This window comes from Oceanobacillus sp. CF4.6, assembly GCF_051262635.1.
Lineage (GTDB): Bacteria > Bacillota > Bacilli > Bacillales > Amphibacillaceae > Oceanobacillus.
Genome location: NZ_JBIMEX010000012.1, coordinates 24,619 through 47,801 on the forward strand (window position 1 = coordinate 24,619; position 23,183 = coordinate 47,801).

Here is a 23,183-nt window from a genome sequence, read left to right on the forward strand (position 1 = left end):
TAATTCACCATCCAATATGGATCAATGTATTGAAAAATGTTTAAAATGTGCTCGTGCTTGTGAAGAGTGTCATACAGCATGTTTGCAAGAACCGGATGTTCAAGCACGTATTGCATGTATGAAGCACTTAAATGATTGTGCTGAAATATGTTTCCAGGCAGCAGGACTGATGGCTAGGAACAGCCATAGTTCCAAGGATTTTTGCAATCTTTGTGCAACTATGTGTGAGGGTTGTGCAACTGAATGTGACAAATTTCAAGATGAGCACTGTAAGGAATGTGCCAACATTTGTCGCTCATGTGCCAATGCATGCAGACAAATGGCTTCCTAATTTTACACATAAGTACGAGCTTTGGTTTACAATCCCTAAGCTCGTTCTTAATTTTTCCTATCTCCCGCAAGATCCTTCATTCTTTATTGAAAACCCTAGGTTAATGGAAGTTGCACAACACAGACTTCTTACCAAAATAGAAGATAATGGTTGGAACACAGAGGAAAACGAACCAATTGAAGACATTTCCCCATAAAATCGCCATTTCCCCTATACTGTACGCACTATTTTTACGAAAATAACTGTATTTGGGGTTTGTTTGATATTCATAAAAAATATAGCATTAAGTATGTTGCGTTTTGATGAATATGGTGTGCACCATTTATGACAGGTACAAAAATAGCAATATATAAAACGAAGGAGAGTTACAACATGTTTAACATCAAATGGAAAAAATTAGGGTTAATTGCTGGTTTATCCTTATCCCTTATCGCTGCAGGTTGCGGAACTGATGATGAGGATGCACAGACTGAAACCAATGTTAGTAAAGAAATGGAGTATACAATTACTGGTATAGAGCCTGGTGCTGGGCAATCTGAAACAAATGATGAGGCTATATCTACGTACGAGAGCCTTAATGGCTGGGAACATCAACTATCTTCAACTGGGGCAATGTTATCCGCGTTAGATGATGCTATGAAGACGGAAGAACCAATTGTCTTTAGTGCTTGGTCTCCTCATTATATGTTTGCCAATTGGGATATAAAATACTTAGAAGATCCTAAAGGTATATTTGGGGAAGAAGAAGCCATCACAACAATTGCAAGAAAAGGCCTAAAAGAAGAAATGCCTGAAGCTTATACCATTATTGATCGATTCAATTGGGAACTAAAAGACGTAGAATCGGCCTTGTTAAAAGCCCAAGAAAAGGAATTTGAAGAAGTAGCTCAAGATTGGGTAGATGAAAATCAGGAAACCGTTGCAGAATGGACAGAAGGGGTAGAGCCTGTAGATGGTACTTCCATAGAATTAGTTTTAACTCCTTGGGATGCAGAGGCTTTTACAACAAATGTAGCTAAAATTGTATTGGAACAACAAGGTTATAGTGTCAAAACTACATCCGTTGATCCAGCTATTTTGTTTGAAATCATAGCAGAGGGTGGTGCTGATGCATCTCTAGCACCATGGATGCCATCCACACATGGTGCATTATATGCTGAGTATGAAGGTGAATTTGAGGATTTAGGACCGAACGTAGATGGTGCCAAAATTGGATTAGCTGTACCATCTTATATGGACATTGATTCCATTGAAGATTTACAGCCAAAAGAATAACTTTCGTTAATAAATCTCTAATATTAACAGGACCACCCCTATTAGGTATAGCTAATAGGGGTGGTCCTGTATTGTTTAGTACAAATAATAAGCCCCTCTGACAATATGGCCTAGTTGAATAAATTTTTATTTATTTCATTTTTATGGTATATGCTTCTTCTATAAACTCCTTTAACCCTTCACATTTTCGGTGATCTCCCACCTCGTGGATGGTATTTTTATTAATTGCATTTATTTAAATCAACTCTTAATATTTTTTTTAAATAAGGGGAGAATAAATGTCATGATTTAAAATGCTTATAAATCATCCTACTTTTAGAATTAGCCATTGAAAGGCGGTCTTATATACTATGGATAAAAGAAAAGTTAAACTTTGGACAAGCCAATATTTAATTATTATATTATTGTCTTTAGTCATGTTCGCTTCTTTTTATATGATTACTGCAGGCTTCCCTATCTTTGTAACAGCCATTAGTGATGATCCTGCGATTGCAGGAATCATGACCACGACCTTAATGACAGCATCACTAATTACACGCTTCTTTGCAAGTATAATTATCCAAAAAGTTAATATGAAATTTCTCCTCATTATTTCCCTGCTTTATTTTATAGGCACTATCGCTCTTACTTTTGTAAATGACTCCATCGGATTTTTAATATTCATTCGAGCGCTACAAGGTATTGGTTTTAGTATGCTTACGATTTTAGTCTTTACGATATCAAGTAATATCGTTCCTAAATCTCGCTTAGGTGAGGGTATTGTTTTTTTCGCAATGTCTACAAGCGTTGGGACGACACTTGGACCACTAATTGCTATTTCTTATCTTGCAAATTATTCCTTCCAGTCGTTGATGATGTTGACGCTGGGCCTTATGGCTTTTTCACTTTTGTGCAGTTTTTTTACAAAGAATACGGTTAAACAAGAACAAAAAAAGGAACTTCCACAGACTACCGATAATGAACCTTTCTATAAGTATATGTTCGATAAGCGCGTCCTTCTTCCGAGTATTCTGGTATCGTTAAATTATATGACAATTGCAGGAACGGTAAACTTTATGGGGGCGTTTGGTAATGAGATTAATGTTGGCGGAAGTATTTCACAGTTTTTTATCGCACAAGGGATTGCAATGGTTTTAGTTCGGTCTTTCTCCGGTAAGATTTTCGATAAATTCGGTCACAGAATTCTTATTATTCCAGGTGCTATTTCAGGGACTGTAGGCTTAATCTTATTAGGTTTCTCTACGAGTATGTGGATGGTTCTCGTTTCCGGGGCATTATTCGGAATCGCTTTTGCCATTATCCATCCAATTACACAAGCTTGGGCATTAACTCTTGTGCCACCCGAGAAAAAAGCAACAGCCAATTCGATGCTGCTTATTTTTATAGACTTTGGTTTGGCCTTTGGATCATTTGGGCTTGGATTCTTAGCAAAATTTGTAGGATACGGCATGACCTTTACTTATTCTGCTGCATTTATGATTATTATTTTGTTGCTGTATCTAATCGGGAGCAAGAAAGCAGAACGAAACATCATAGCAAACGAACGGGATAAACCATAACAAGCTAGGGGTGCCAAAAGAAAAAGACCACCGTTTGATGATCTTACTTGTCCCACAATTAGCACCACCTCGTTTAAGTGTGGGTTAGACGATTAAGTAATGGAAATCCCTTTACTCCATACTCCCATATTGGTAAGGTATCTCCATATGTTCTCGTAACGTTGTGCCTTCATAATCTTCATGGAACAAGCCTCGTTCTTGTAGAATTGGAATGACTTGATCAACGAAATCGCTTATACCATCAAAGCTCACGTCTGGTTGAATGGCAAACCCATCACAGGCACCTTTAAGGAACCAATCTTCCATAAAATCAGCAACTTCTTCAGCAGTACCAACAATAACAGGGTGATAGTTAATCACGCCATGTGCCAAAACATCACGAATAGTTATACCAGTCTTCACGAGCTCTAATGCATAAGAAGAACGTGGATCTTGTGAGTTCGCATAAGCATGTTCAAGCATTTCCTTTGGTACCGGCTGATCAATTTGATTGTAGGATAAAGAAAGGCCAATCATTGAACCTAAGTATTGCAATTTCCCTCTTAAATCAGTATTCCGATCAAGTTGTCTGCGGCGTTCTAACGCTTCTTCTTTCGTCGGTGCAATGGACGGGATAATACCTGGAAACACTTTTATCTCATTTGGGTTACGTCCAAATCTTTTGGCACCTTTCCGAAAAATTTCTCTGTATCCACTTGCAGTCTTACTATCATACGGGTTTGTATACAGACCATTGGCATAGCGTCCAAGGATTTTAAGTGTTTCTTCGGATCCGCCAGCTGTAAAAATAACGGGTTGCCCTTGTTTTGAAGGTGGAATTGGCAAAGGGCCTTGGGATTGAAAATGATATCCAGCTATATTTACGGGTTGAATTTTGTCCATATCCGCAAATTTCCCATTTTTAGCATCCATCAGAAGCGCATCTTCTCCCCAGCTTCCCCACAAAGCCTGGACAATTTGAATAAATTCATGCGTCTTTTCGTATCTTTCTTTACGGCTAGGTATCTTGTCCCCGTAATTCAACGCTGCCACTGGATGAGAAGTCGTCACAAAGTTTACACCAATTCGGCCATTGCTGATAACATCCAGTGCCTTTAGCTGACGGGCTACATTATATGGATAGTTGAAAGTCGTAGACACAGTCGAAACGAAACCAATTCGTTCCGTTTCTCTTGCCATCGCTGTCATTGCAATAATAGGATCCATCGGGGACTGAGGTGGTTGATTATTGAGATCGTTCGTTAATCCTGGTGTATCAGCGAAAAAAATCATTTGTATTTTTCCACGTTCCGCGATTTCCGCAAACTCCACAAGCTTATCCATATTCATATAGACAGCTGGATCTGCATGAGGCATTCGCCAAGCGCCTTGGTCTATACCATAACCTGAACCCATTTGCATCGCCAATTGCATTTTTCGTTTGTTTTCCATTTAATTAAACTCCTCTATCTATAGTATTTTTATTGTCCTTTTAAATTAAATTCTTTTGCTAATAAACGATAAGCATTTTGACTAGCTGTTTTATCAGAGTAGAATTCCATAATCATCACTTCATCTATCATTGTTTCTTTTGCTTTAGTTACTATCATTTTTTACATTCGTTTAAAGTGCAAATCTTTAAAAACTTCATACAAAGACTAACATAAGTATCCAATATCGTTAAAGATTATTACTCCTTTATGTGGCGCTATAACAAAATCCGTTCCTTTTACCGTCTCTTGCTCACACTAAAACACACCTTTTATTATCCTTAATTGAATTCTAAGAATCTTTTTTTAAAACCTTTCGTCTATAATGATGAGAGAGAACAGGAGGACGATCATGGAAGATCACGAACTCATAAGACAGATTCTTAGCGGTGACAATTTAGCCATTCAGAAATTGCATAGCCGCTATGTTGATCGTATTTTCAATTATATTTACGTACAAACGAATAACTATCATGATTCAGAGGAACTTTTGCAGGATGTGTTCTTTAAAACTGCAAGACAATTACATAATTTCGAGGGGAAATCATCATTTAAAACGTGGATTTTCAAAATTACCCGGAATGTTGTAATTGATTATTATCGAAAAAATAATAATCGGAGCAAGTCTATTACAATGGAGGGGAGCGTTATCGAAACAAAAGTTGTTGGGGGTGAATCAGCAGAGAATACGGTTCTCCGGAAATTACATATGGACGAAGTGATGCAAACACTCAATAAGCTGCCAAAACATTATCAAACTGTTCTTCACTTGAGGTTTATCGAGGGCTTTTCTATAAAAGAAACGGCTGAAATTATGGGTAAAACGACGCTTTCTGTAAAAGCATTGCAACACCGTGCTAGAAAGGAACTGGCTGAACATATCAAAATGGAGGTGAGCAGTTGATGAATAAACGTAAACAAAAGGACGATCCATTTCTCGATTCTCTAAATAAAGAAAGGATAGAAGCTTCTAATGAAGCACGTAAAAAAAGTCTTCTTGCCTTTCAGGATGGTTTAAATCAAGCTGGATTGCGCAAAACCAAAAGTAAGCGTCGTAAGCTCAGGCAACGAGTGATTGGAATTTCTTCTACCGCAATTGCTGCAAGCATTGCTGGCTTGTTATTTCTTAGCACCGGAATCTTAGGGGATAGTAATTCTAACGTTACAACAGATCAAGGAAATAGCGTTGAAGAAATACTGCAGGACGAGGAAAATGCAAGAGATGTGCAAGACAACGAACCCGAAGATTTATTAGAAACTATTTTGAACAGACCACCCTTTGATTACGATGATTTAAACGGAATGCCGACAAGCAGTATTTTTAACAACGATTTAAAAGTTTATCTTCCTAGGGACTGGACAATTGATGAAACAGAAGTGAATGATGCATATTCGATTCATATGTCCGGAGAGAATGGAGAGCAAATGAACCTCTTGCTGTTTAATGAAGATTATGATCAAGAAGTATTTGATACCCACCTTCAACAGTTGACGGCCAGTTTTGCTGAGGCTGAGGAGGTTTCCATACCAGTCGATTCGTTTATTAACGAAATAGAGCTAAGCCACCAGGTCTCTTTCCCTCATGAAAATGTGTTTCCGTTTGAAACAGAAAACGCAGAAATAACGGCATTTTTTGATGAAGAAAACGGGAAGTTCATGGAATTGTATATCTCTGAATTATTTGGTCATCCGATGATTTTTACTTCTGAACTATCACTAGATGATACCGAAAGCTGGATGTTGCCTATACGATTTTTTACTTTCATGCAGGCCAATTATCCCCATACGATTCATGGTTCAGAAGGTGACCTTCACCCGGAATTCAACAGACCTATTGAAAAAAGTGTTCTATTACCAGTAGGTGCAATGGGAGTGGAGGAAGTCGATGTGGAGTTATATGAAATGGAGGAACTAAATATGACTAGCTATCTCCCTCGTGATACAGAAGTAGAACGAATAGAACATGCTCAGTTTACAGAATGGCGTTTTACAGAACCAAACGTTTCTGAAAACAGCTTTTATGCCTTTGGTAAGCTAAAGCATGGATTTCCTCTTGAAAATAGGAAAGAAATTATGTTTGAAGCATTGAACATTGACCTTTCTTATAGCGATAACATGGAGGGAGTGAATTCTTACCATTACTCTTACCAAAGTGGAATGGATGAGGAGTTTTTCGATGGGTATATCGAATTATTTGAAGCGAACGGAGAATGGTATTACAAGCAAAAGCATGCGGATCGACAGGATTATAATGGCGGTGTTTATTCACAAAGATTGGATCTATTTATAGATTCGATGGAATGGCATTAAACGGTTGCAATTTTGCATCTAAAAATCAGTGGGAATAAAACTCACTGATTTTTTAGATACATTCTTAAAATTACAAGAAAACGGACATTCTTTTCTCTCTTTTTATTTAATTATTAACCTGCCTCGATAGTTAAAGACCATTATTTACTGAAAAGACATAAAAATATAGTATAATAACAATGGGAACACTACATCCAGAAAACCTTGTTCTGAAATTAAACACGAAATTATACTCATTGAAGGAGTCGATGCACGTGAAAAAGGTAAACGAACAAACTTCCAATAAAGAACAAACCATTTTTCATCACATCGGAAATCGGTTTCAAACAGAAGATCGAGAGATTCATATCGTTGCCCGTCTGGAAGAACCACTCGTGGTAGTTCTAGGGAATGTTTTGAGCGTTGAAGAGTGCGACCAACTCATTCGATTATCAAAAGATAGCATGCATCGTTCAAAAATCGGGGATTCCCGGCAAGTGAATGACATCCGAACAAGCAGCAGCATGTTTTTTGAAGAAGAACACGACTTACTGACAACCATTGAAAAACGAGTAGCGAGCATTATGAACATTCCCACCGAACACGCAGAAGGACTACAAATCCTGAAATATACACCCGGACAGGAGTACAAAGCTCATTATGATTATTTTTCGGATTCAAGCAAAGCATCCAAAAATAACCGAATCAGCACGCTTATCATGTACTTAAATGATGTCGATGAAGGCGGTAAAACCTTTTTCCCGGAGCTCGGCTTTTTCGTTTCGCCGAAAAAGGGAATGGCGGTTTACTTTGAATACTTCTACGGTGATCAAGCCCTGAATGAACGAACCCTGCACGGTGGGGCACCCGTCATCACAGGAGAAAAATGGGTAGCCACACAATGGATGAGAAAACAAAGAGTGAGATAATCAGGAATTATTGAACCCGAAAATAGGCTTGGTCAAACAAGTCTCTTTTATATCGCACAAGCTTAGCCCCTGTTTATTCTACCAACAACAACCACTTCAAAATCATCGCCACTTATTGTATTAAAGCCCCAGTTAGCTCAACAATAAAATTTCTATTTATTACTTATCTTTTGCTCTAACTGCAATAAAGCCCTCCTACAAGCCCATTTTTTTGTATTACGCATTCGAATTGCGGAAACAGGTTGGAAGTGTTTTTTATATATCTAAAACTTCAAATTTGGCTTCGTTTGTGTTCATTTCATCTATCAATTCTTCAATGATAAAATCATCTGGTTCAATTTTCGATTTAAAATTTTCTGTATCTAGTACTAAATTACATTTACTGTTGATTTTATCGATATTTTTATAGAGATAATTTGCGATATCTATCTCATTTCCATCAACTGAAAATAGAAGATCATTCAGATAATATCCTTTAAAATTAAAATGATATTCACTTCCATACCATTCATCTTTAAATTTGCTGAAAATAACAGTATGAGGATAGTTGTCTTCGTACAAATTAAATTTCACTTTATTTGCATTAAACGGAAAATTAGATGTATCGTATTCTAGGAAATATTCAACTGCTTCATCAATATCTTTAAAATTACTATCAATAGATTCAATTTTTTCTTCGCCATTTTCTAATATAATTATTTTTTCTGCATTAATATTGTCCATCTGTTATCGCCTCCAAATATTATGTTTTAGTCATAGCAAAAATAATTACAATCTAACATTCAGCACCGTTCGATCTCATATTCATCTTTTGCACCAGTTAACGAAAGAGTATTATCCTTCTTAGTCTTCTTGATAATCAATATTTTCCTTAATGTAGTTAGCATCGCTTTTATCGATTTGGTAATATTCTACTTGGTCCCAACTTTCCCCAATACGCTCGCCTATAATAGCACCTTCATCGATAAACCACACCTTAGAGTCAGTTAAGCCTACCGATTGCTTTGGACTTATTAAACTAATATAAATATCTGGGTTTTCCACATCCAGATTTACATTTGCTATCTTATCTCTATGTAAATAAATGATCATAAAATTATCAATTACAGTTTGGTTTTCAGTATCAGTAAAAATATTACTATAATCAACTTGGTTTGGATTTTCATTATTTTTGTATCCAATCCTTAATTCCCTAGAAGCTTCGTTATTGTTTATGTTACCTGTAAAATAACCGCCCAAAAATATAATAATAACAGTTGCAATAACACTAATTATTTTTATTAATTTAATAAAACCTTCCTCCTTTCTTTAAAACCACCTGCTCACGTTAATTGAGCAAGGTTGCAATTTCTTATTTAAGAAACGCACCCGTTAACTTAATAAAAACTTGATGACGCTAATATTGCTATGGTCCACATAATAAGTGTAAAAGAAATTGTAAGCCAAACAGTATTAACCGTATTTTTTTCTTCATTCTTTACCTTTTTCAATATAGATACTAAATTCAAACAAAATATAATGCACAATATAGGTATTAAAAACCAGCCTACATACCAAGATACAATAACCATAAATTTCTACTCCTTTTGTTAATTATTGTTGTACTAAACTGCACCGATACTTAAATACTAAAGAGAAACAAGAACCATCATATTCGAAGGTTCCTGTTATTATTTATGTAATGCACCCATTAACTATTAAATTTATTTTTTATTTCGGAGGTTAACAAAAATTATAAATGAAAACAGTATAAAGAAAACAATACCAACACCAAGCAATATGTCAATAATCCATCCCATAAAATCCCCCCTATTAAAGCAATTATGTTATCCCGTCTTGAAAAATACGTTACTTATCTTGTTCAACAATTCTGTCACGTTAACTCATTATTTTTTTAATTTAACTTTAACATAATATTCCATATAGTTTTTTAAAAAAAGAAAGGACTAATCAATTTTGATGATTGCCCTCTTAAACTCTCGCTACCATTTGGTTTAGTAACAGGTTTCTCTTAAAAGAATCATTATTTAATTGATATAGCAAGCCGCATCGCCAGTCGTATTGGCAATGCAGGCTTCGCCAACTGATTTACATCTCCTACTAAAAACAGATTCTTATTAGGAAAATAAAAAGCAAATGAACCCGTTGAGCCCGAATGTCCAACTAACTCTCCTTTGCCCATAAAAAGTGTTGGAAGACCATTTAATGGTATTCGCATGTAGCCACCGCCATATTGAATTGGATACATGGAAGTTTGTAACTTGTTATATTTTTCTAGTTGATGAAAAACATCTTTGTTAAACAATTTCCCTCCAAAAAAGGCCTTAATAAATATCATTAATTCACGAGCTGTGCTAATACCGCCACCACTAGCACGACAGCTTTTGATGAACTTCGGACGGGAAATGGCGGTTTCCTTATAATATATATTGGGAACAAAGTCATTTTCACTTTTAGGCAAATATGTATTCTCAAGCTCCAAGGGGTCAAAAATCATCAGCTTATATACATCTTCTAATGCCGAATTAGTAATCGTTTCGATTATCTCTCCGAGTATATCAAAGTTTATATCTGCATAATAAGCTCTTTTGATTGTGTCAGGTGCAAAGTGGGGTTTCAATTGTTTGGTCAGTGTTATCATTTCATCAAAATTAATGTGCATATCTTCATGGAGGACACGTTTTTTAATGTTATTTTTACTTTCTTCAAAGGCATCCGGCAGTCCGCTTGTTTGAAACAACAAATTAGAGATTTTCAATTTAGAAGAATACTCTTGACCCCTATATTTATGAAGCCTGCTGAGTGTCCTACTATCGAAGTATTTTGTTACCTCATCATCTAATGACAGCTTACCTTGCTCCCGCAAAACCAAAATACAAGTGGTTGTAAACAATTTTGTGATGCTTGCCATAAGTAATGGTGCGTCTATATTTTTGCCTCCATACTCATAACTGAATGCAAAATCTCCATATGTGTTTTCAACAAATAGAACGCACTCATGTATTTGCTTTGATTTTATAGTTTGGTTAAATATTTCCTCAATTTTTTTGGTCTCCATTAGTTTCCATAAATCCCCTTCCTGCAGATTATTTTTACCCTAGCTTTTAATGTACGCCTTCCTCATGCACAAGAACTTCGTGGGGATTTCTAGTCTTATTTTTTCTTTATTTCAGCCACGATTAATCAAGGCTTCCTCCATTAACCTGCCAGATAGCACAAGATAGGCTGACATACCGCCGATCTCCTTATTGTGTTAAAGCACCATTTAGTTTAAGTGTAATATCACAATTCAATAAAAGTATCGTTAGTTAACGATTTTATTTAGATGTTACATCCAAACCTTCACCTTTAAATTTAGTCGCTTCATATAGCACTCGATTGTCATAACTTTTAATATCAAAATAGCCATTATAATAATCCCATACATCTGAATGATTTGAGTATGATGCTATATTTTCTATTATTTCGTTAAACAATATTGTAGCTTCCTCATTTGTTGGGTTTTCTTCAACCATAAGCCTAAACTTAACATCTTTTTCACCATCAAAGGAAGATGCAGTTGTTTCTATTTCTTCTGATTCTCTAAGTGTATTCTCTGTTTTCCCTAAGACTTCAACCATATCAATGTTTGATTGTTGATTACAACCAGTAATCAACAACAATGATAAAACGATTAAAAATAGTTGTTTCATTTCTTTCCCCCTTCACTTTTTATTAACACACCAGCTACTTTAAGTACACTTATTCACAATTCATTTAAGAACTCAGGGATGATTGTTTTCTTTTCCTATGTCACCCAAGATATTTAATATCAAGTGTGTCACAATTATAGATAACAGATATACAATTGCCTGATTATCAGTATTCCATACAGAAGTCAAAGAAAAAAACAGCACTGTTGAAATACCAAAGAGAATTATTAAATATATAAAAATGCTAAAGAACGCTGTCATATTTATTCCCCCATTTTCGCTAAAGCACCAGTTAGCTTAAAAATTAAGAATCATCTTTCTTAATTTTTTCTAAGTCATCAACTCTTCTTTCAAGAATAGAAATTTGTTCTTTTAAATCATCTGCTGGACTCTTAATTCTATATGTAATCCCTCTAACAATTGCAATTATAGCTATAACAAATACAATAATCCCTGCAACATACATAAAAATAATTTCCATCAAATAGCCTCCTTTTATTTCCTTTATCTACTTTCACTAAACTGTCCCATTGTATAAATTCGACAAAAAAGGTGCTTCTCCTTCTTTAAGGATGGCACCTTTTAATTGTATATCTTTCATTTGCTTTTCATTAAACTAACAGCTGGTTTCTTCGCCTTTAACTATCTTACCGCTTTGGTCATCTATATAATAAGTGCCAAAATTACAATCTGCGTCAATTTCCCACTTAACTATATGCTCGCCACTTTTATGACTTACCGAATTGAATTTAACTTCACCTATCTCACCAGAATGATGTTCAATAGGGATTGACTCTGCTTCTTCTTCTGTTACTTTTGGACTCGCACTTTCACAGCCAGTGACGAGATAAAGTATAAAGAAAAGTAAAATAATAAAACTAATTTTTTTCATTTTTCCAACCTCCTTCATACACAGGCGTCAGTTCATTGTTAGACGTTTCATATTTCTCCTTATTCCATAATCCTGCCTCTTTAGTAAAAAAAGACCGCCATTGTGACGATCTCATTGTTGTGCACCAGTTATTTCATTAAAAAAGGTTGCTTCAACAACCTCCCTTATTGATGTAAAGCACGTATTCCCTGACTTTCTTTGAGTGTGGGGTGTTGAGAAAGTATCTTGCTGAAAAGATCGAGACTTATCTTTTTATTCAGCTACCTAAGCCAAGTGAGTATCCAAATGTTTTAAAAATTTCTGCTGGAGATTACTGGTGTATCCAAAATAACGGCTGGTCTATTGATTCTGCTACTGAAATTTTTAGTGAGGAATGGATATCTGATGACGAGTTTTTTGTCACCGAATCTGAAATTTATGGGAATAATAAACTCTATTATCAAATGAGAAAAGAACTTCGAATAAGAAAAACATAGGGAGATTTTAGTCTTCCTATGTTTTCATTCATATTATTTATCTGTTTGTTTTTGCTTCTTTTTCAAATACTCCGCACGTATTTTTTCAAGTTGCTTCTTTTTATCAAATTTGTCAGGCGTCTGTTTTTCATGAAACTTTGTCACAGCTACCTGACCTTTGTAATCCAATTGATATTTTCCCACTTTGTTCACCTACTTTTCTTGTCTTTAAAAAGAATCTATTCAACAAATATAATATACCTTATTTTACTGAAGTAAACCTTATTACTTTATTAATGTACTGCTAACTTTGCATATATCTGTAAAAACATTAAAAACTTAGTAAAATTATTCATCGCCAAATGGTATTCATTTCATTGCTATAATCAAAATAAAATGCCTTGACACTCTGCATAAGCCTCAATAATTCTATTTCTTGTTTGTTCAGCTCTCTTCTAAAGGTCCATTTGTTCGGTAAATAAGGTTTAAAATATTAAAACAATCTAAGTCTACTCCATCTTTTAAATGGTTCTTAATGCTAATAACCATTACGTTCTCGATGATTTCAAATTTAGGTTTCTGAGGTTAAATATTGTTTATTTTGCAAAGTCTTTTTACTACTTGTTAAAAAAACTACATCCCAAATATTTTTCTCCAAAAAATCATCCCTTATTATTAACTTTTCTACTTATATCTATCTTAATCCAAATATTACCTTCTTCAACTAACCTGCCAAATGGCCAATAAGAGCGGTCGCCTCTTATTGTGCTACCTCAGCACCAGTTATTTAAAGAACTTTATTTCTTTAAACTATCCAATAAGGTATATCCAAAAACAACGCCAGCAATTATTTGAATAGTTGGACTTCCAATCATAATTATCTCTGGTATTTTAATCGAGCCTGCTCCTAAAGGAGAATAGGGTAAAATCGACATTGATATTATATAAAGAGACGGTAATGCAATTGCAATAAACTTAACCCAATCAAATGTCCATTGTTTATTCTCTTTAATTTCAATTATCAACCTAGGTAATCTCAGAAAGAGCCCAATAACAATAGGTAATATTGTTGCAAATAATACAACAGACATCAATTCGAAATTTAACCTAGCTTCTTCTTCTAATCGAATCTGATATTTAGTTCCCAAGAAAATAATAAGTCCAATAACGACTGTCCAACCGAAATAATAGAAGAACCTTTTAATAAAGCAACCCCCCTGAAATTAACTTAACTTACTTATATATACGAATATAATTATTATATTGTTTCAATACTCAGTAATTTTTCCTTATTACACTAACCTGCCATTGAACAGAATAGGAGCTGTCGTATCGACAACTCCTTGTTAAGCTATTGCACCATTTAGCACAATAAGATTATAAAGAAGTATTGATATGAAACACTTTTAATTTATACCAAGTTGATTTCCAATTCTTTTTAGTTATTCGGCCTTCGTAAATTTCCACACGTTTTTTATAATCTTTAAAATATGGAGTAGGCTTTACCTCTAAATTGACAACATCGTTAATTCCACAGGGGGCTGTTAATATCACATTATCTTTACCATCTAATTTCACACCTAAAGCTGTCGCTGTTTCTGGAAACTTGGAAATAGCATCAACTGAAGAAGAATAAGGAGACATATTGCTATGTATATGCATTCTTGCTTCGTTCATTACAGACCACGGGATGTTCGGCATTAGAGCCATAAGCATTTCTTCAAATCCCTTTTCTTCCATTTTATTAATATTTGTAGGTTCAAAATAAATTACGTCAATATCTGGGATTGGTGATCTTTCATTAAAATTATGTAATGTATCCCATATTTTTGACCGAACAAATCCAGCACATATCCACCAATCGGGTAAATTCAATGATTTTGCGGATAGTAATATATCCATCATCCATTCATCTTCTTTAATAAGTGAAATAATGTTTTCTTTATCTATCACTATAACCCCCTTAAAAATATATACTACATTAATTATTTTTTAACCTTGATTACTTATCCTAAATTATGCATTATTTCAATAAGAAGTGCCATACAAACTATCTTGAAGTATGGCACCAATTTGTTTAAGAAGCACTATGCTTTCTCTTTCTCTATTTCGAAAAGCAAAATAATGCTATTACTAAACAGAGCATACTCAATGCCCAAACAATTCCAGAAATACCTATTTGGAGGGAAATCTCTTCTGAAGCCATTGGATGATTGTAGTCAAAAGCTATACCCTTCAATGCAAAATATACTGCAACAGAAACTAATAGCAAATGAAGTAATGTCCAGATGTATCCTGAACTATAATTTTTATTTTTAACCCAAAGGAACACAGAAACTAAAATTACAATCCCTATAACAATAGAAAATCCACCAATTAACAAACCCATTACTTCCTGTTCTAATGGCATAAGATTACACCTCCATATTAATTTCATCATAAACAATCAATGTTTCTTTAATTGAAAAAGGGTGCAATTCCTTCTTTCAGAAACGCACCATATAGTCGCAAAAAGCTAATAAGATAAGTGTTTAAGAACCCGTAGGAGCCTCTGTGGGTATGATAGGATTGATTGCCTGAAGAAACACTGCTTCAGGATTTCAAAACAAATTAGTTGAAAATTAGGGATATGATTACAGCCAGTGAAATGTACCATCCTTGACATAGTTTTTACCACTGGATGATTAAAACTAAAAACCCATAGTTTTTAGATTCAAAAATGTTATACTTGTTGTACATATTTGATTGATTTGCAATAAGAGCAGTCTTGCGCAATAGGGCATATTCTGGAACATTAAGTATCGTACACCAAGGACGTTTCACCCAATTAGTGCAACACAAAATAAAATCTTATATACTAATTATTAATTGGAAATGTGGAGGTGTGTTAACCTTCCAATACAACCAAAAAAACGAGATGTATTCCTTTTTCGGGAAAACCTTTCAAAACTATTCATTACTCGACAGAAGTTGACGAAATACTTTTTCCAAGAATCAAGTAAATTAGTTATTCATACATTAGAGAGAGAAAAAGGAAGTGCGAAATGAAAGACTTTGGACTTATGGTATTGGGTACTTTTTTCTTTGCTTTTTCAGTAGCAATATTTTCAATGCCTAACTCGCTCGCAGAGGGTGGTATCCCTGGATTATCCCTCTTACTTTATTTTGGGTTAGGATGGTCTCCTGCATTGGTGAACTTCATCGCGAATGGACTAATTTTATTAGTTAGTTATCGCTTCTTACCTAAGTCGATAATAATAAAATCAGCTTTTGCTATCCCCCTATTTTCAATATTTCTGTTCGTATTAGAGGATTTTGGGTCTGCAGTGAATGATCCCCTTCTTGCTGCCCTTTATGCGGGAGTATTTACTGGGATTGGCTTTGGTTTCATCTTTCGCTCGGGAAGTACTATAGGTGGAACGTCCACTATTGCAAAAATGCTAAACTATAAATTTGGTTGGGAAATAACAGGAACAAACTTTGTGTTAGATACTTTAGTTGTTGTGGGTGGAGTATTAGTTATAGGTCCAATTCTAACATTAAACACTGTAGTGGCTTTATTTATTGGAAAGCGAGTGACTGACTACGTCTTAGAAGGCTTTGAATCAAAAAAGATTGTTCATATATTCTCAGATTATAGCGAATCAATAGCTCGTTCTATTCGAGAGAATCTTGGTGCCCATACTACGATCTTGCAAGGTAAAAATGATGGGGATGGAAACGATGAGAATCTTATTTATGTTGCAGTTCCAAAACAGCAATTATTTTATTTAAAAAAATTGATCCGTGAGATTGATGAAGATGCGTTTACTGTTGTTAATACAGTAAAAGATGTGAGTGGTGGTTCGCTTGCAAAAGCTCACTATCCAACACAAAAAACGTTTAGTAGTGCAAAGGAAGAAAAACAGTACTACAAAGAAAAAGCTGAAGAATGACAAGAGCATCTAATCCTTGACCAATTATTTCTTTTAAAGTAAGCGTTAAATAATCCCCACCTGTTTTCAGATGGGGATTTTGTATATACTTTATTTAGATTTACTTGGAACGCGGCAGTCCTGCGGAAGTGACGCTGACCACGCAGAAGTTGAGCCAATGTCTCTTTTTCTGTTGTATTCCTATTGGGAAGTTCCTCAAACAGATGGCTGAGGTAGTTGAATGGATTCTTACGGACAAGAGCCATTTATGGAATAACTCCTTGTTAAGCTATTGCAACATATAGTGCAATAAGAGAGTTGCTTCTATTAGCTGGTTTAGCTGAAAAAGAATAAAATAAAAAAAGCTGCCTGGTATGGCAGCTGGATTGATTTATTTTACTGATTTGATTTTGAAAGATGAGCTTCAAATAAATCTATAATTTCCAAAAACCTTTCAGCTTCTCTAAATGTATGGTCAGCTAATAGTGGATGAATATTACTTTTAATACGACAAGCCTCAATTAAATCTCTTGCTGTTTTCTTAAAGTCGCGTAAGGAAACTACTGAAACTCTGTTTTGATCCAAGAATTGATCCAGTATTGGTACAGTTTCAGATTGCGGGCGCATTGAGTCTAAATCAACAGCCTGGAAAACCAGTTGATCAAAATCATGACTAAATTCTCTCGCCTGTTCTACTAGCTTCCTTTCAGAAGGATCTAAAAGATGTCCGATAAATTTAGAATGGTCAGCCATAATCCTTAAGAAGAATAAATTTTCTTGAATGATGGTATCAGGTTCAGGGGCAAGTTTTCCTTCGTTGAGGTCTTTTATTCTGTTGGCAAAATAAGCTGCTTCTCTACTAATATGGTCAACTAATAATGGGAAATTATTTGATTGGATTTCACAACGTAAAGTTAACCCTAAAACTTTTCTTTTGTAACTCCAAATCGCAACAGCTGCTTGATAAACCTCACTGTTAAAAACTTGAATTTGACGTAAATCCGAGTTTACAGTAAACCTTGCCAACTTTTCTTCTATTCGCTCAAAAAGAGTGATGAACTGTTGGGCTTCTTCAATTAATTGGTTCTGTTCATAGGTAAATCCCAAGCTTAAAAATAAAGCATGCTCCTTCATGATCCTCGACCAGAATTCGATTTCATCCAAGGACCTCATTACGATTGGATTCGTCATTATGTCCCTCCCTATTTGCACTTCCTTCCCAAATATATGTAAGTGTATTTGTCCTTATTCTTGCTATTCTTAGGACTATTGGTTATTTTTTCGCTACTTTTTTAGGTTCTTGGCTACTTATTATAGTAACGTACCAGTTCCTACAACAAAAATAACTAAACTTGTAATTCGCCTTTAATTGATAATAAGATTATAAAAGTCTCCATCTCGAATAAGAATATCTTCTATTTTATGTTCTTCATTTAAATTGGCTTGACCAGTCACCGATTCAACTCCTGATGATTCCCTGCCTACTTGTTGGTATTGTAATTCTACGGTGAAATTATAAATGATCTCTTCAGATTCTGTTTTTTCATATTCAATATTTTTCACCTTTAATTTGTAATCATTTCTTGCCGCTTCAATCATAATCCTCGAACCATTGTTCATTACAAAATCCAGGTAGGCCATATCGTCAGCAAAATAATCTTTATATAGTTCTTCTTCGTGTTTCACTAAATCAATTAATTCCTCACTATTAAATACTTTCTTAAATTCATCACTTGGACCTGTAAGAGCATTTTGTAACACAGCTTCAATTGATCGTATATTCTCTTCTTGAGTTGTTACAACGTCACTAGGCATTGGATCCGAATCAAGAGGTATTCCAATTAACCCAAGCGGAACCAAGATAGCTAAGCACGCTAGCGCAACTATATAGGGAAGAACTTTTTTCTTCTTACGTACAGGCTCAACCTGTGTCCACATTTCTTCTTTTAATCCTTTTGGTACTTTAATTGAATCCATTTTTTTTGTTAAATGTTTCTTTAACATTTCTTCTTTCCGATTATTCTCCAACACTATTTTCACCTCCTGAATGATACTGTTCATATAATTTTTGTTTCGCACGGAATATTCTTGATTTAACGGTTCCTAATTTAATAGAAAGCTGGTTTGCGATTTCTTTTTCCGTTAAATCTTCTATATACCTTAAAACCAATACTTGTTTATGTTCAGGTGGGGGTGGGATATGATTTAAATATTTTTCTAACTCATCTTTCTTATCGTTGAATTCATCTGTGATTGAAACATATTCTTCTATAAACTCAAAAGCTAATTGCATTTTATTTTTATTATAAATGTCAATGGCAGTACGTGTAGCAATAGTAGTTATCCAAGCGTTAATTTTTGATTGCTGGTTAATGTCCCCCCAATTTTTAAACACTTTGATAAATGTATCGTGTGTAGCATCTTTTGCTAGTTCCTCGTTTCTTAAGATATAATAAGCTGTTTTATACACCTTTTCAAAATAGCTTTCATATATTTCCTTTTCATTTGACCGACTGATTTCAACCACCTCCCTATATATACAGACCGAATAATCCTCTGAAAAGTTCCTCTTTTTATAAATAATTTTAAATTAACAATGTCAGTATTTGAGGATTCAAATCCAAGAACAGAATAAAACAAGCGATACCTTTTGAAGTATCGCTTTATATGGCGGTAATTTTTTTATATTGATAAGTTACATCCTATTGAAATTAAGCCATTATCTTTGGCTGCGTTTATATCAGAAAGTCTATCTCCAACTACTGCTCCGTAAATTCTAATAGGAGAAACGAAGCTAATATCCGTATGTTTCTCCTTCTTTTAAATTTAAGGTCCGATTGTTAATCGATACTGTAGTATTATTCTTCCATTCCACTTCAACTTGGTTTTCTGTGTCACGGATAATAATTTATTAAATTTAAACCAACTTAGTATCCAGCCAATGATAAGAAAAGTTACAATTGCCATTTTCAAATTTCCTCCTTCATTAAAGTAGACCAATATATTTTCCGAAGATTGATCTTCTTATTGTGTTTACACCGGATAGTTGAATTTAAAAACCTTTCAATCAAAAAACTCCATATCTAACTTAATACTACTATAATATTCAAAAAACATTTATTAAAGTAAAAGACAATCGCTTTGAGATGGAATAGGTCAGTTACTGAAAAAATCGTCGCCACTATTGTACTAACGCACCATCCAGTTGAAAAACTTCTGTTTCCTTTCCTCATTTAAAAAATTGGCTTATCAGATTTGATAAGCCAATTCCTAAAATACTATGCTATTTTGATAATGCGATTTTTATATGGGCCAAGTGATGGTCTTCATGCCAAGCTAATTTGGCAACCTTTGTTGCAACTGTTATTTTACCGTTTATCTGGTGAGTAAAAGCTCGATCTAATTGCTTTTCAGTTAAACTATTACCCAAAGATACGATACGCTCGTTTATACCTTCTAGCATTTTAATAGAACTTTCTATAGGAAGGTTTGTATCCGGTTGAACAGCCCACTTGTCTTGAACAAAATTTGGTACGGTTGGATTCTCATCTGTTAAAGCTAGCTTCAAACGTTGATACATGTTCAACTGAGAATCTGCAATGTGATGAACAAGCCCGCGAACTGTCCAACTACCATCACGATACGTTTTGCTTAATTCCTCATCACTTAATGAGTCGACTGTCTCTCTTAAACGAATCGTGTACGTTTCGATTTTCCTTATCCATTCTTGAATATTTTCAAGTGTTACCTTTTCGGGTACTTGTAATTTGCCAATTGGGTATCTTACATCCATTTTCAATCCCTCTTTTCCCTATTTTAACCTATAATATACCTAATCTACTCAGTTCTTGTAAACCTTTTGATGTAATACAGAACCTACTTGTGCACCAAATCGTTTAGTTAACGATTAATAGAATGGCAAAAATTTAAATCATACTTTCGTTTGCCTTTTCTTAGAGACTACTGCTTCAAATAGAATAACAATAAATGACATTATCCCCATTCCTACAACTGTATATTTGAAGGCAGTTTCACCATTACTAGAAAAAAGAGTATTCATAGTTAAAGATCCTACCAATATAGCCATCCCCAACTGTTTTATAAATTTGTTATTGGATTTTTTTGTTTTCTTAAAAAGTTTAGTTTTAGTAATGACCAAATACAGGTGGTTTAATATCTTTTGCCAATAAAGATTTCCTTATTACTTGTTGAATAAGAAAAAACGATTCACTTTAGGAATTGCACTTCTGGTTTGTTTAATTAGATTGTAACTTTCTTAGTATTATTCCGTTTGCAATAACTCCGATAAACCCAGTAATTACAAGAACATATGCTACAAACAAAGGTGTTGAAGAAAGTGACTCAGTAAGTATTCTAAACATACCAACAGCAAAAATAAGTAAACTACCTACAAGTGTAATAATTGTTCGAGTTTTATTTTTCACTTTTCAAACCTCCTAACAGTAATTCCTACTTAAATGGTAACCTATATAATTTTGCGTTAACATTTAAATAACTAATCTTCCAGTTAGAATACAGCAGGCTTCCAAATCGACGATCTACTTATTGTGTTAGAGCACCAAAAAGTTAAACAACATTTTTTAGCCATGTTACTATACGGAGAACCTGAAACGGCTCAAACCAAGTTATTAAAAATAAAATAACAAAGAAAGAAACAATTGATATAAATTAGATATAATAGCAAAAATGATTAAAAAGAAACTTAGAATGCCATAAGCTCCACCTTCGAACCCTTTAATGTTAACAAAACCGATATAAAAGAGAATGACAGCAGTTATAATTAATAGGATTCCAGGCAACATCCTTACAAATAAGGAAAAACGCTTTTTTCTGAACCACCACGCAAGGACAACTATAAAAATTCCTGGTATAAGAGCCATTAGGAAAGGTCCTAAAAGCATCATCTAAATCTTCCCCCTCTAATTTAATACTACTATAATATTCAAAAAACATTTATTAAATTAAAAGACAATCATTTTGAAATGATTGTCCTTTTTAACTCTTGCACCAGTTAGTCAATTTTCTCCTTATTAACTTTTAATATTTCCTTTAAAGTAGAATGGATATTTTGAAAGCTTAATATAAAGAACAATTCTTATTACAAAAGTGCACCAGTTAATGAAATAAGCATTTGTACTTCATAAATATACATTTTCAATTATAATTAGACTTGTTAGTGATTTTTTTGCAAAGGAGTACAAACAATGATAACAGCTTTCTTTACATATTTTTTATTAGGTTTAGTATTATCTCTAACCCCTGGAGCAATGACTGTACAAATGGTTAATCAAGCATTGAGAAAAGGTTTTTTAAGTGGATGGTTTGTAGGATTGGGTGGTATGACAATAGACTTAGCATTAATTACATTGGTTTACTTTGGGTTTTCATATTACTTAGCTCATCCAATGGTTGAACTTATTATGTGGTTCATAGGAAGTATATTTTTATTAGTTATTGGGATTGACAGTTTAAAGGAATCGAAAAATAACGTTGATTTTAGTGGGACCACCCCAAAAAAATCATTAGCAAAAGCTTACACTTCAGGCTTTTTAATGGCAGTCTCACCAGGAAATATAGTATTTTGGATTGGGATATTCGGTCCATTATTGATATCCTCGATTAACGGAGAGAACCAAGCACATTTTATAATAGTAGCACTAGGGATTTTACTTGGAATATTAACCCACGATATAGGATTAATGAGTATTATTCACTTTTCAAGAAGATTTTTAAACAAGACGTTGTTAAAATGGGCTGCGATCGTGGCTGCAATCATTCTATTTGGATTTAGTGTTTATTTTGGATATGAGTTTATAACCCAACTTATTACATATGTGTAATTTATTTGTAGACATTTTTCCTTTACCATAAGACGCAATTATTAAAATAGGGTGCAAATCCTTACTAAGGAATGCACCCTATAAGTGAAGAAGAAACAGAGACGCCTTATGAAACAATCACTCGTCGTTACCTCACTAAATTTTATGGTCCACCAATTGCTAGTGCAATCAACAGAAAATAAGCAAATACTAACACTGCGCTATTCAGTATAATTCCTATTACAATAAACCACAGTTTTTTAGATGTTATAGCAAAAATAATTCCAAGTACAGAAAGCACGGTAAAGACACTTATAGCCAAAGTCAAACTTGAATTAGGTCCTCTTGTTATAAAGAAAAAGATGATGCTTATTACCACAGTTAATATTGATAAAACTCCCAATATATTTTTTGCTTTTTTCTTATTCAAGATTGCAACCTCCCCTTAAAACAATAATCTTGTTCAACAATATGGCCCGATTGTGGAACAGTGAATTCAAGGTACTTAAGCTAACGCACCAGTTACTTTAAGTATATT

At 34.2% G+C, this 23,183-nt stretch carries 30 protein-coding genes and 1 pseudogene; 10 read left to right on the top strand and 21 right to left on the bottom strand.

Going from position 1 to position 23,183, the window contains the following annotated elements:
- Positions 1 to 118: 118 nt before the first annotated feature.
- The 4 genes from ACHABU_RS16135 (at position 119) to ACHABU_RS16150 (ending at position 3,165) form a co-directional block, all read left to right on the top strand.
- Positions 119 to 331 (top strand): four-helix bundle copper-binding protein, encoded by a 213-nt coding sequence (locus ACHABU_RS16135; RefSeq protein ID WP_435766081.1) that lies wholly within the window; start codon positions 119 to 121, stop codon positions 329 to 331.
- Positions 246 to 527 carry a hypothetical protein gene (locus ACHABU_RS16140; protein WP_435766086.1) on the top strand — a complete coding sequence of 94 codons (282 nt, stop codon included), beginning with the start codon at positions 246 to 248 and terminating at the stop codon, positions 525 to 527. Before ACHABU_RS16135 ends, ACHABU_RS16140 begins: the two co-directional genes overlap by 86 nt.
- A 176-nt stretch (positions 528 to 703) precedes the next feature.
- Positions 704 to 1,606 (top strand): glycine betaine ABC transporter substrate-binding protein, encoded by a 903-nt coding sequence (locus tag ACHABU_RS16145; RefSeq protein ID WP_435765969.1) that lies wholly within the window; start codon positions 704 to 706, stop codon positions 1,604 to 1,606.
- A gap of 350 nt (positions 1,607 to 1,956) precedes the next feature.
- Complete coding sequence (locus ACHABU_RS16150; protein WP_435765970.1) at positions 1,957 to 3,165, top strand: MFS transporter; 1,209 nt, start codon at positions 1,957 to 1,959, stop codon at positions 3,163 to 3,165.
- 111 nt (positions 3,166 to 3,276) lie between these two features.
- Here ACHABU_RS16150 and ACHABU_RS16155 read toward each other — a convergent pair whose 3' ends face one another.
- The gene (locus ACHABU_RS16155; protein ID WP_435765971.1) at positions 3,277 to 4,596 is read right to left on the bottom strand and encodes an NtaA/DmoA family FMN-dependent monooxygenase; all 1,320 of its coding nucleotides are present in this window, start codon (positions 4,594 to 4,596) and stop codon (positions 3,277 to 3,279) included.
- 29 nt (positions 4,597 to 4,625) lie between these two features.
- On the bottom strand, positions 4,626 to 4,754 hold the full coding sequence (locus ACHABU_RS16160; protein ID WP_435765972.1) for a hypothetical protein: 129 nt from the start codon (positions 4,752 to 4,754) through the stop codon (positions 4,626 to 4,628).
- 232 nt (positions 4,755 to 4,986) lie between these two features.
- Here ACHABU_RS16160 and ACHABU_RS16165 point away from each other — a divergent pair, with 232 nt between their 5' ends.
- The 3 genes from ACHABU_RS16165 to ACHABU_RS16175 all read left to right on the top strand — a co-directional run bounded on the left by ACHABU_RS16165 (position 4,987) and on the right by ACHABU_RS16175 (position 7,852).
- Positions 4,987 to 5,538, top strand: coding sequence for an RNA polymerase sigma factor (locus tag ACHABU_RS16165; RefSeq protein ID WP_435765973.1), 552 nt, complete (start codon positions 4,987 to 4,989; stop codon positions 5,536 to 5,538).
- Entirely contained in the window at positions 5,538 to 6,944 is a 1,407-nt protein-coding gene (locus ACHABU_RS16170) for a hypothetical protein (protein WP_435765974.1), read from the top strand. Before ACHABU_RS16165 ends, ACHABU_RS16170 begins: the two co-directional genes overlap by 1 nt.
- 254 nt (positions 6,945 to 7,198) lie before the next feature.
- Positions 7,199 to 7,852 (top strand): 2OG-Fe(II) oxygenase, encoded by a 654-nt coding sequence (locus ACHABU_RS16175; protein ID WP_435765975.1) that lies wholly within the window; start codon positions 7,199 to 7,201, stop codon positions 7,850 to 7,852.
- A 255-nt stretch (positions 7,853 to 8,107) separates the two neighbouring features.
- Here the strand turns inward: ACHABU_RS16175 and ACHABU_RS16180 are convergent, their stop codons facing one another.
- The 6 genes from ACHABU_RS16180 to ACHABU_RS16205 all read right to left on the bottom strand — a co-directional run bounded on the left by ACHABU_RS16180 (position 8,108) and on the right by ACHABU_RS16205 (position 12,436).
- On the bottom strand, positions 8,108 to 8,575 hold the full coding sequence (locus tag ACHABU_RS16180; protein WP_435765976.1) for a hypothetical protein: 468 nt from the start codon (positions 8,573 to 8,575) through the stop codon (positions 8,108 to 8,110).
- A gap of 120 nt (positions 8,576 to 8,695) precedes the next feature.
- Positions 8,696 to 9,091 (bottom strand): hypothetical protein, encoded by a 396-nt coding sequence (locus tag ACHABU_RS16185; RefSeq protein ID WP_435765977.1) that lies wholly within the window; start codon positions 9,089 to 9,091, stop codon positions 8,696 to 8,698.
- A 784-nt stretch (positions 9,092 to 9,875) separates the two neighbouring features.
- Positions 9,876 to 10,910 (bottom strand): serine hydrolase domain-containing protein, encoded by a 1,035-nt coding sequence (locus ACHABU_RS16190; protein ID WP_435765978.1) that lies wholly within the window; start codon positions 10,908 to 10,910, stop codon positions 9,876 to 9,878.
- A 259-nt stretch (positions 10,911 to 11,169) separates the two neighbouring features.
- The gene (locus ACHABU_RS16195; protein WP_435765979.1) at positions 11,170 to 11,544 is read right to left on the bottom strand and encodes a hypothetical protein; all 375 of its coding nucleotides are present in this window, start codon (positions 11,542 to 11,544) and stop codon (positions 11,170 to 11,172) included.
- A 304-nt stretch (positions 11,545 to 11,848) separates the two neighbouring features.
- Positions 11,849 to 12,025 (bottom strand): hypothetical protein, encoded by a 177-nt coding sequence (locus ACHABU_RS16200; protein ID WP_435765980.1) that lies wholly within the window; start codon positions 12,023 to 12,025, stop codon positions 11,849 to 11,851.
- A 135-nt stretch (positions 12,026 to 12,160) separates the two neighbouring features.
- A complete protein-coding gene (locus tag ACHABU_RS16205) occupies positions 12,161 to 12,436 on the bottom strand; it encodes a hypothetical protein (RefSeq protein WP_435765981.1) in 276 nt (91 codons plus the stop codon).
- Positions 12,437 to 12,648: 212 nt separating this feature from the next.
- Here ACHABU_RS16205 and ACHABU_RS16210 point away from each other — a divergent pair, with 212 nt between their 5' ends.
- Positions 12,649 to 12,912 carry a hypothetical protein gene (locus ACHABU_RS16210; protein ID WP_435765982.1) on the top strand — a complete coding sequence of 88 codons (264 nt, stop codon included), beginning with the start codon at positions 12,649 to 12,651 and terminating at the stop codon, positions 12,910 to 12,912.
- Between the two features lie 33 nt (positions 12,913 to 12,945).
- Here ACHABU_RS16210 and ACHABU_RS16215 read toward each other — a convergent pair whose 3' ends face one another.
- The 4 genes from ACHABU_RS16215 to ACHABU_RS16230 all read right to left on the bottom strand — a co-directional run bounded on the left by ACHABU_RS16215 (position 12,946) and on the right by ACHABU_RS16230 (position 15,301).
- Positions 12,946 to 13,095 (bottom strand): hypothetical protein, encoded by a 150-nt coding sequence (locus ACHABU_RS16215; protein WP_435765983.1) that lies wholly within the window; start codon positions 13,093 to 13,095, stop codon positions 12,946 to 12,948.
- Positions 13,096 to 13,688: 593 nt separating this feature from the next.
- Positions 13,689 to 14,039 (bottom strand): hypothetical protein, encoded by a 351-nt coding sequence (locus ACHABU_RS16220; RefSeq protein ID WP_435765984.1) that lies wholly within the window; start codon positions 14,037 to 14,039, stop codon positions 13,689 to 13,691.
- 229 nt (positions 14,040 to 14,268) lie between these two features.
- Complete coding sequence (locus ACHABU_RS16225; protein WP_435766083.1) at positions 14,269 to 14,796, bottom strand: nucleotidyltransferase family protein; 528 nt, start codon at positions 14,794 to 14,796, stop codon at positions 14,269 to 14,271.
- Positions 14,797 to 14,995: 199 nt separating this feature from the next.
- On the bottom strand, positions 14,996 to 15,301 hold the full coding sequence (locus tag ACHABU_RS16230) for a hypothetical protein (RefSeq protein ID WP_435765985.1): 306 nt from the start codon (positions 15,299 to 15,301) through the stop codon (positions 14,996 to 14,998).
- Between the two features lie 634 nt (positions 15,302 to 15,935).
- Between ACHABU_RS16230 and ACHABU_RS16235 the strand changes: the two genes are divergently transcribed.
- Entirely contained in the window at positions 15,936 to 16,826 is an 891-nt protein-coding gene (locus ACHABU_RS16235; RefSeq protein ID WP_435765986.1) for a YitT family protein, read from the top strand.
- Positions 16,827 to 17,201: 375 nt separating this feature from the next.
- Here ACHABU_RS16235 and ACHABU_RS16240 read toward each other — a convergent pair whose 3' ends face one another.
- The 8 genes and pseudogenes from ACHABU_RS16240 to ACHABU_RS16275 all read right to left on the bottom strand — a co-directional run bounded on the left by ACHABU_RS16240 (position 17,202) and on the right by ACHABU_RS16275 (position 21,250).
- Positions 17,202 to 17,996, bottom strand: a complete 795-nt coding sequence (locus ACHABU_RS16240; protein ID WP_435765987.1) for a DUF2935 domain-containing protein — start codon at positions 17,994 to 17,996, stop codon at positions 17,202 to 17,204.
- A gap of 174 nt (positions 17,997 to 18,170) precedes the next feature.
- Positions 18,171 to 18,836, bottom strand: coding sequence for a hypothetical protein (locus tag ACHABU_RS16245; protein ID WP_435765988.1), 666 nt, complete (start codon positions 18,834 to 18,836; stop codon positions 18,171 to 18,173).
- Positions 18,823 to 19,332, bottom strand: a complete 510-nt coding sequence (locus tag ACHABU_RS16250; RefSeq protein ID WP_435765989.1) for an RNA polymerase sigma factor — start codon at positions 19,330 to 19,332, stop codon at positions 18,823 to 18,825. Before ACHABU_RS16250 ends, ACHABU_RS16245 begins: the two co-directional genes overlap by 14 nt.
- Before the next feature lie 167 nt (positions 19,333 to 19,499).
- Positions 19,500 to 19,571, bottom strand: a pseudogene (locus tag ACHABU_RS16255) (nucleosidase); the annotation flags it as partial.
- 60 nt (positions 19,572 to 19,631) lie between these two features.
- Positions 19,632 to 19,772: a hypothetical protein gene (locus tag ACHABU_RS16260; protein ID WP_435765990.1), complete on the bottom strand. Its 141-nt coding sequence runs from the start codon at positions 19,770 to 19,772 to the stop codon at positions 19,632 to 19,634.
- 316 nt (positions 19,773 to 20,088) lie between these two features.
- On the bottom strand, positions 20,089 to 20,598 hold the full coding sequence (locus tag ACHABU_RS16265; RefSeq protein WP_435765991.1) for a YfiT family bacillithiol transferase: 510 nt from the start codon (positions 20,596 to 20,598) through the stop codon (positions 20,089 to 20,091).
- A gap of 138 nt (positions 20,599 to 20,736) precedes the next feature.
- Positions 20,737 to 20,865, bottom strand: coding sequence for a hypothetical protein (locus ACHABU_RS16270; RefSeq protein WP_435765992.1), 129 nt, complete (start codon positions 20,863 to 20,865; stop codon positions 20,737 to 20,739).
- A 196-nt stretch (positions 20,866 to 21,061) separates the two neighbouring features.
- Complete coding sequence (locus tag ACHABU_RS16275) at positions 21,062 to 21,250, bottom strand: hypothetical protein (protein ID WP_435765993.1); 189 nt, start codon at positions 21,248 to 21,250, stop codon at positions 21,062 to 21,064.
- 780 nt (positions 21,251 to 22,030) lie between these two features.
- Between ACHABU_RS16275 and ACHABU_RS16280 the strand changes: the two genes are divergently transcribed.
- Positions 22,031 to 22,666: a LysE family translocator gene (locus tag ACHABU_RS16280; protein ID WP_435765994.1), complete on the top strand. Its 636-nt coding sequence runs from the start codon at positions 22,031 to 22,033 to the stop codon at positions 22,664 to 22,666.
- Between the two features lie 142 nt (positions 22,667 to 22,808).
- On the opposite strand, the gene ACHABU_RS16285 is transcribed toward ACHABU_RS16280, so the two are convergent.
- The gene (locus ACHABU_RS16285) at positions 22,809 to 23,075 is read right to left on the bottom strand and encodes a hypothetical protein (protein ID WP_435765995.1); all 267 of its coding nucleotides are present in this window, start codon (positions 23,073 to 23,075) and stop codon (positions 22,809 to 22,811) included.
- Between the last annotated feature and the right edge of the window lie 108 nt (positions 23,076 to 23,183).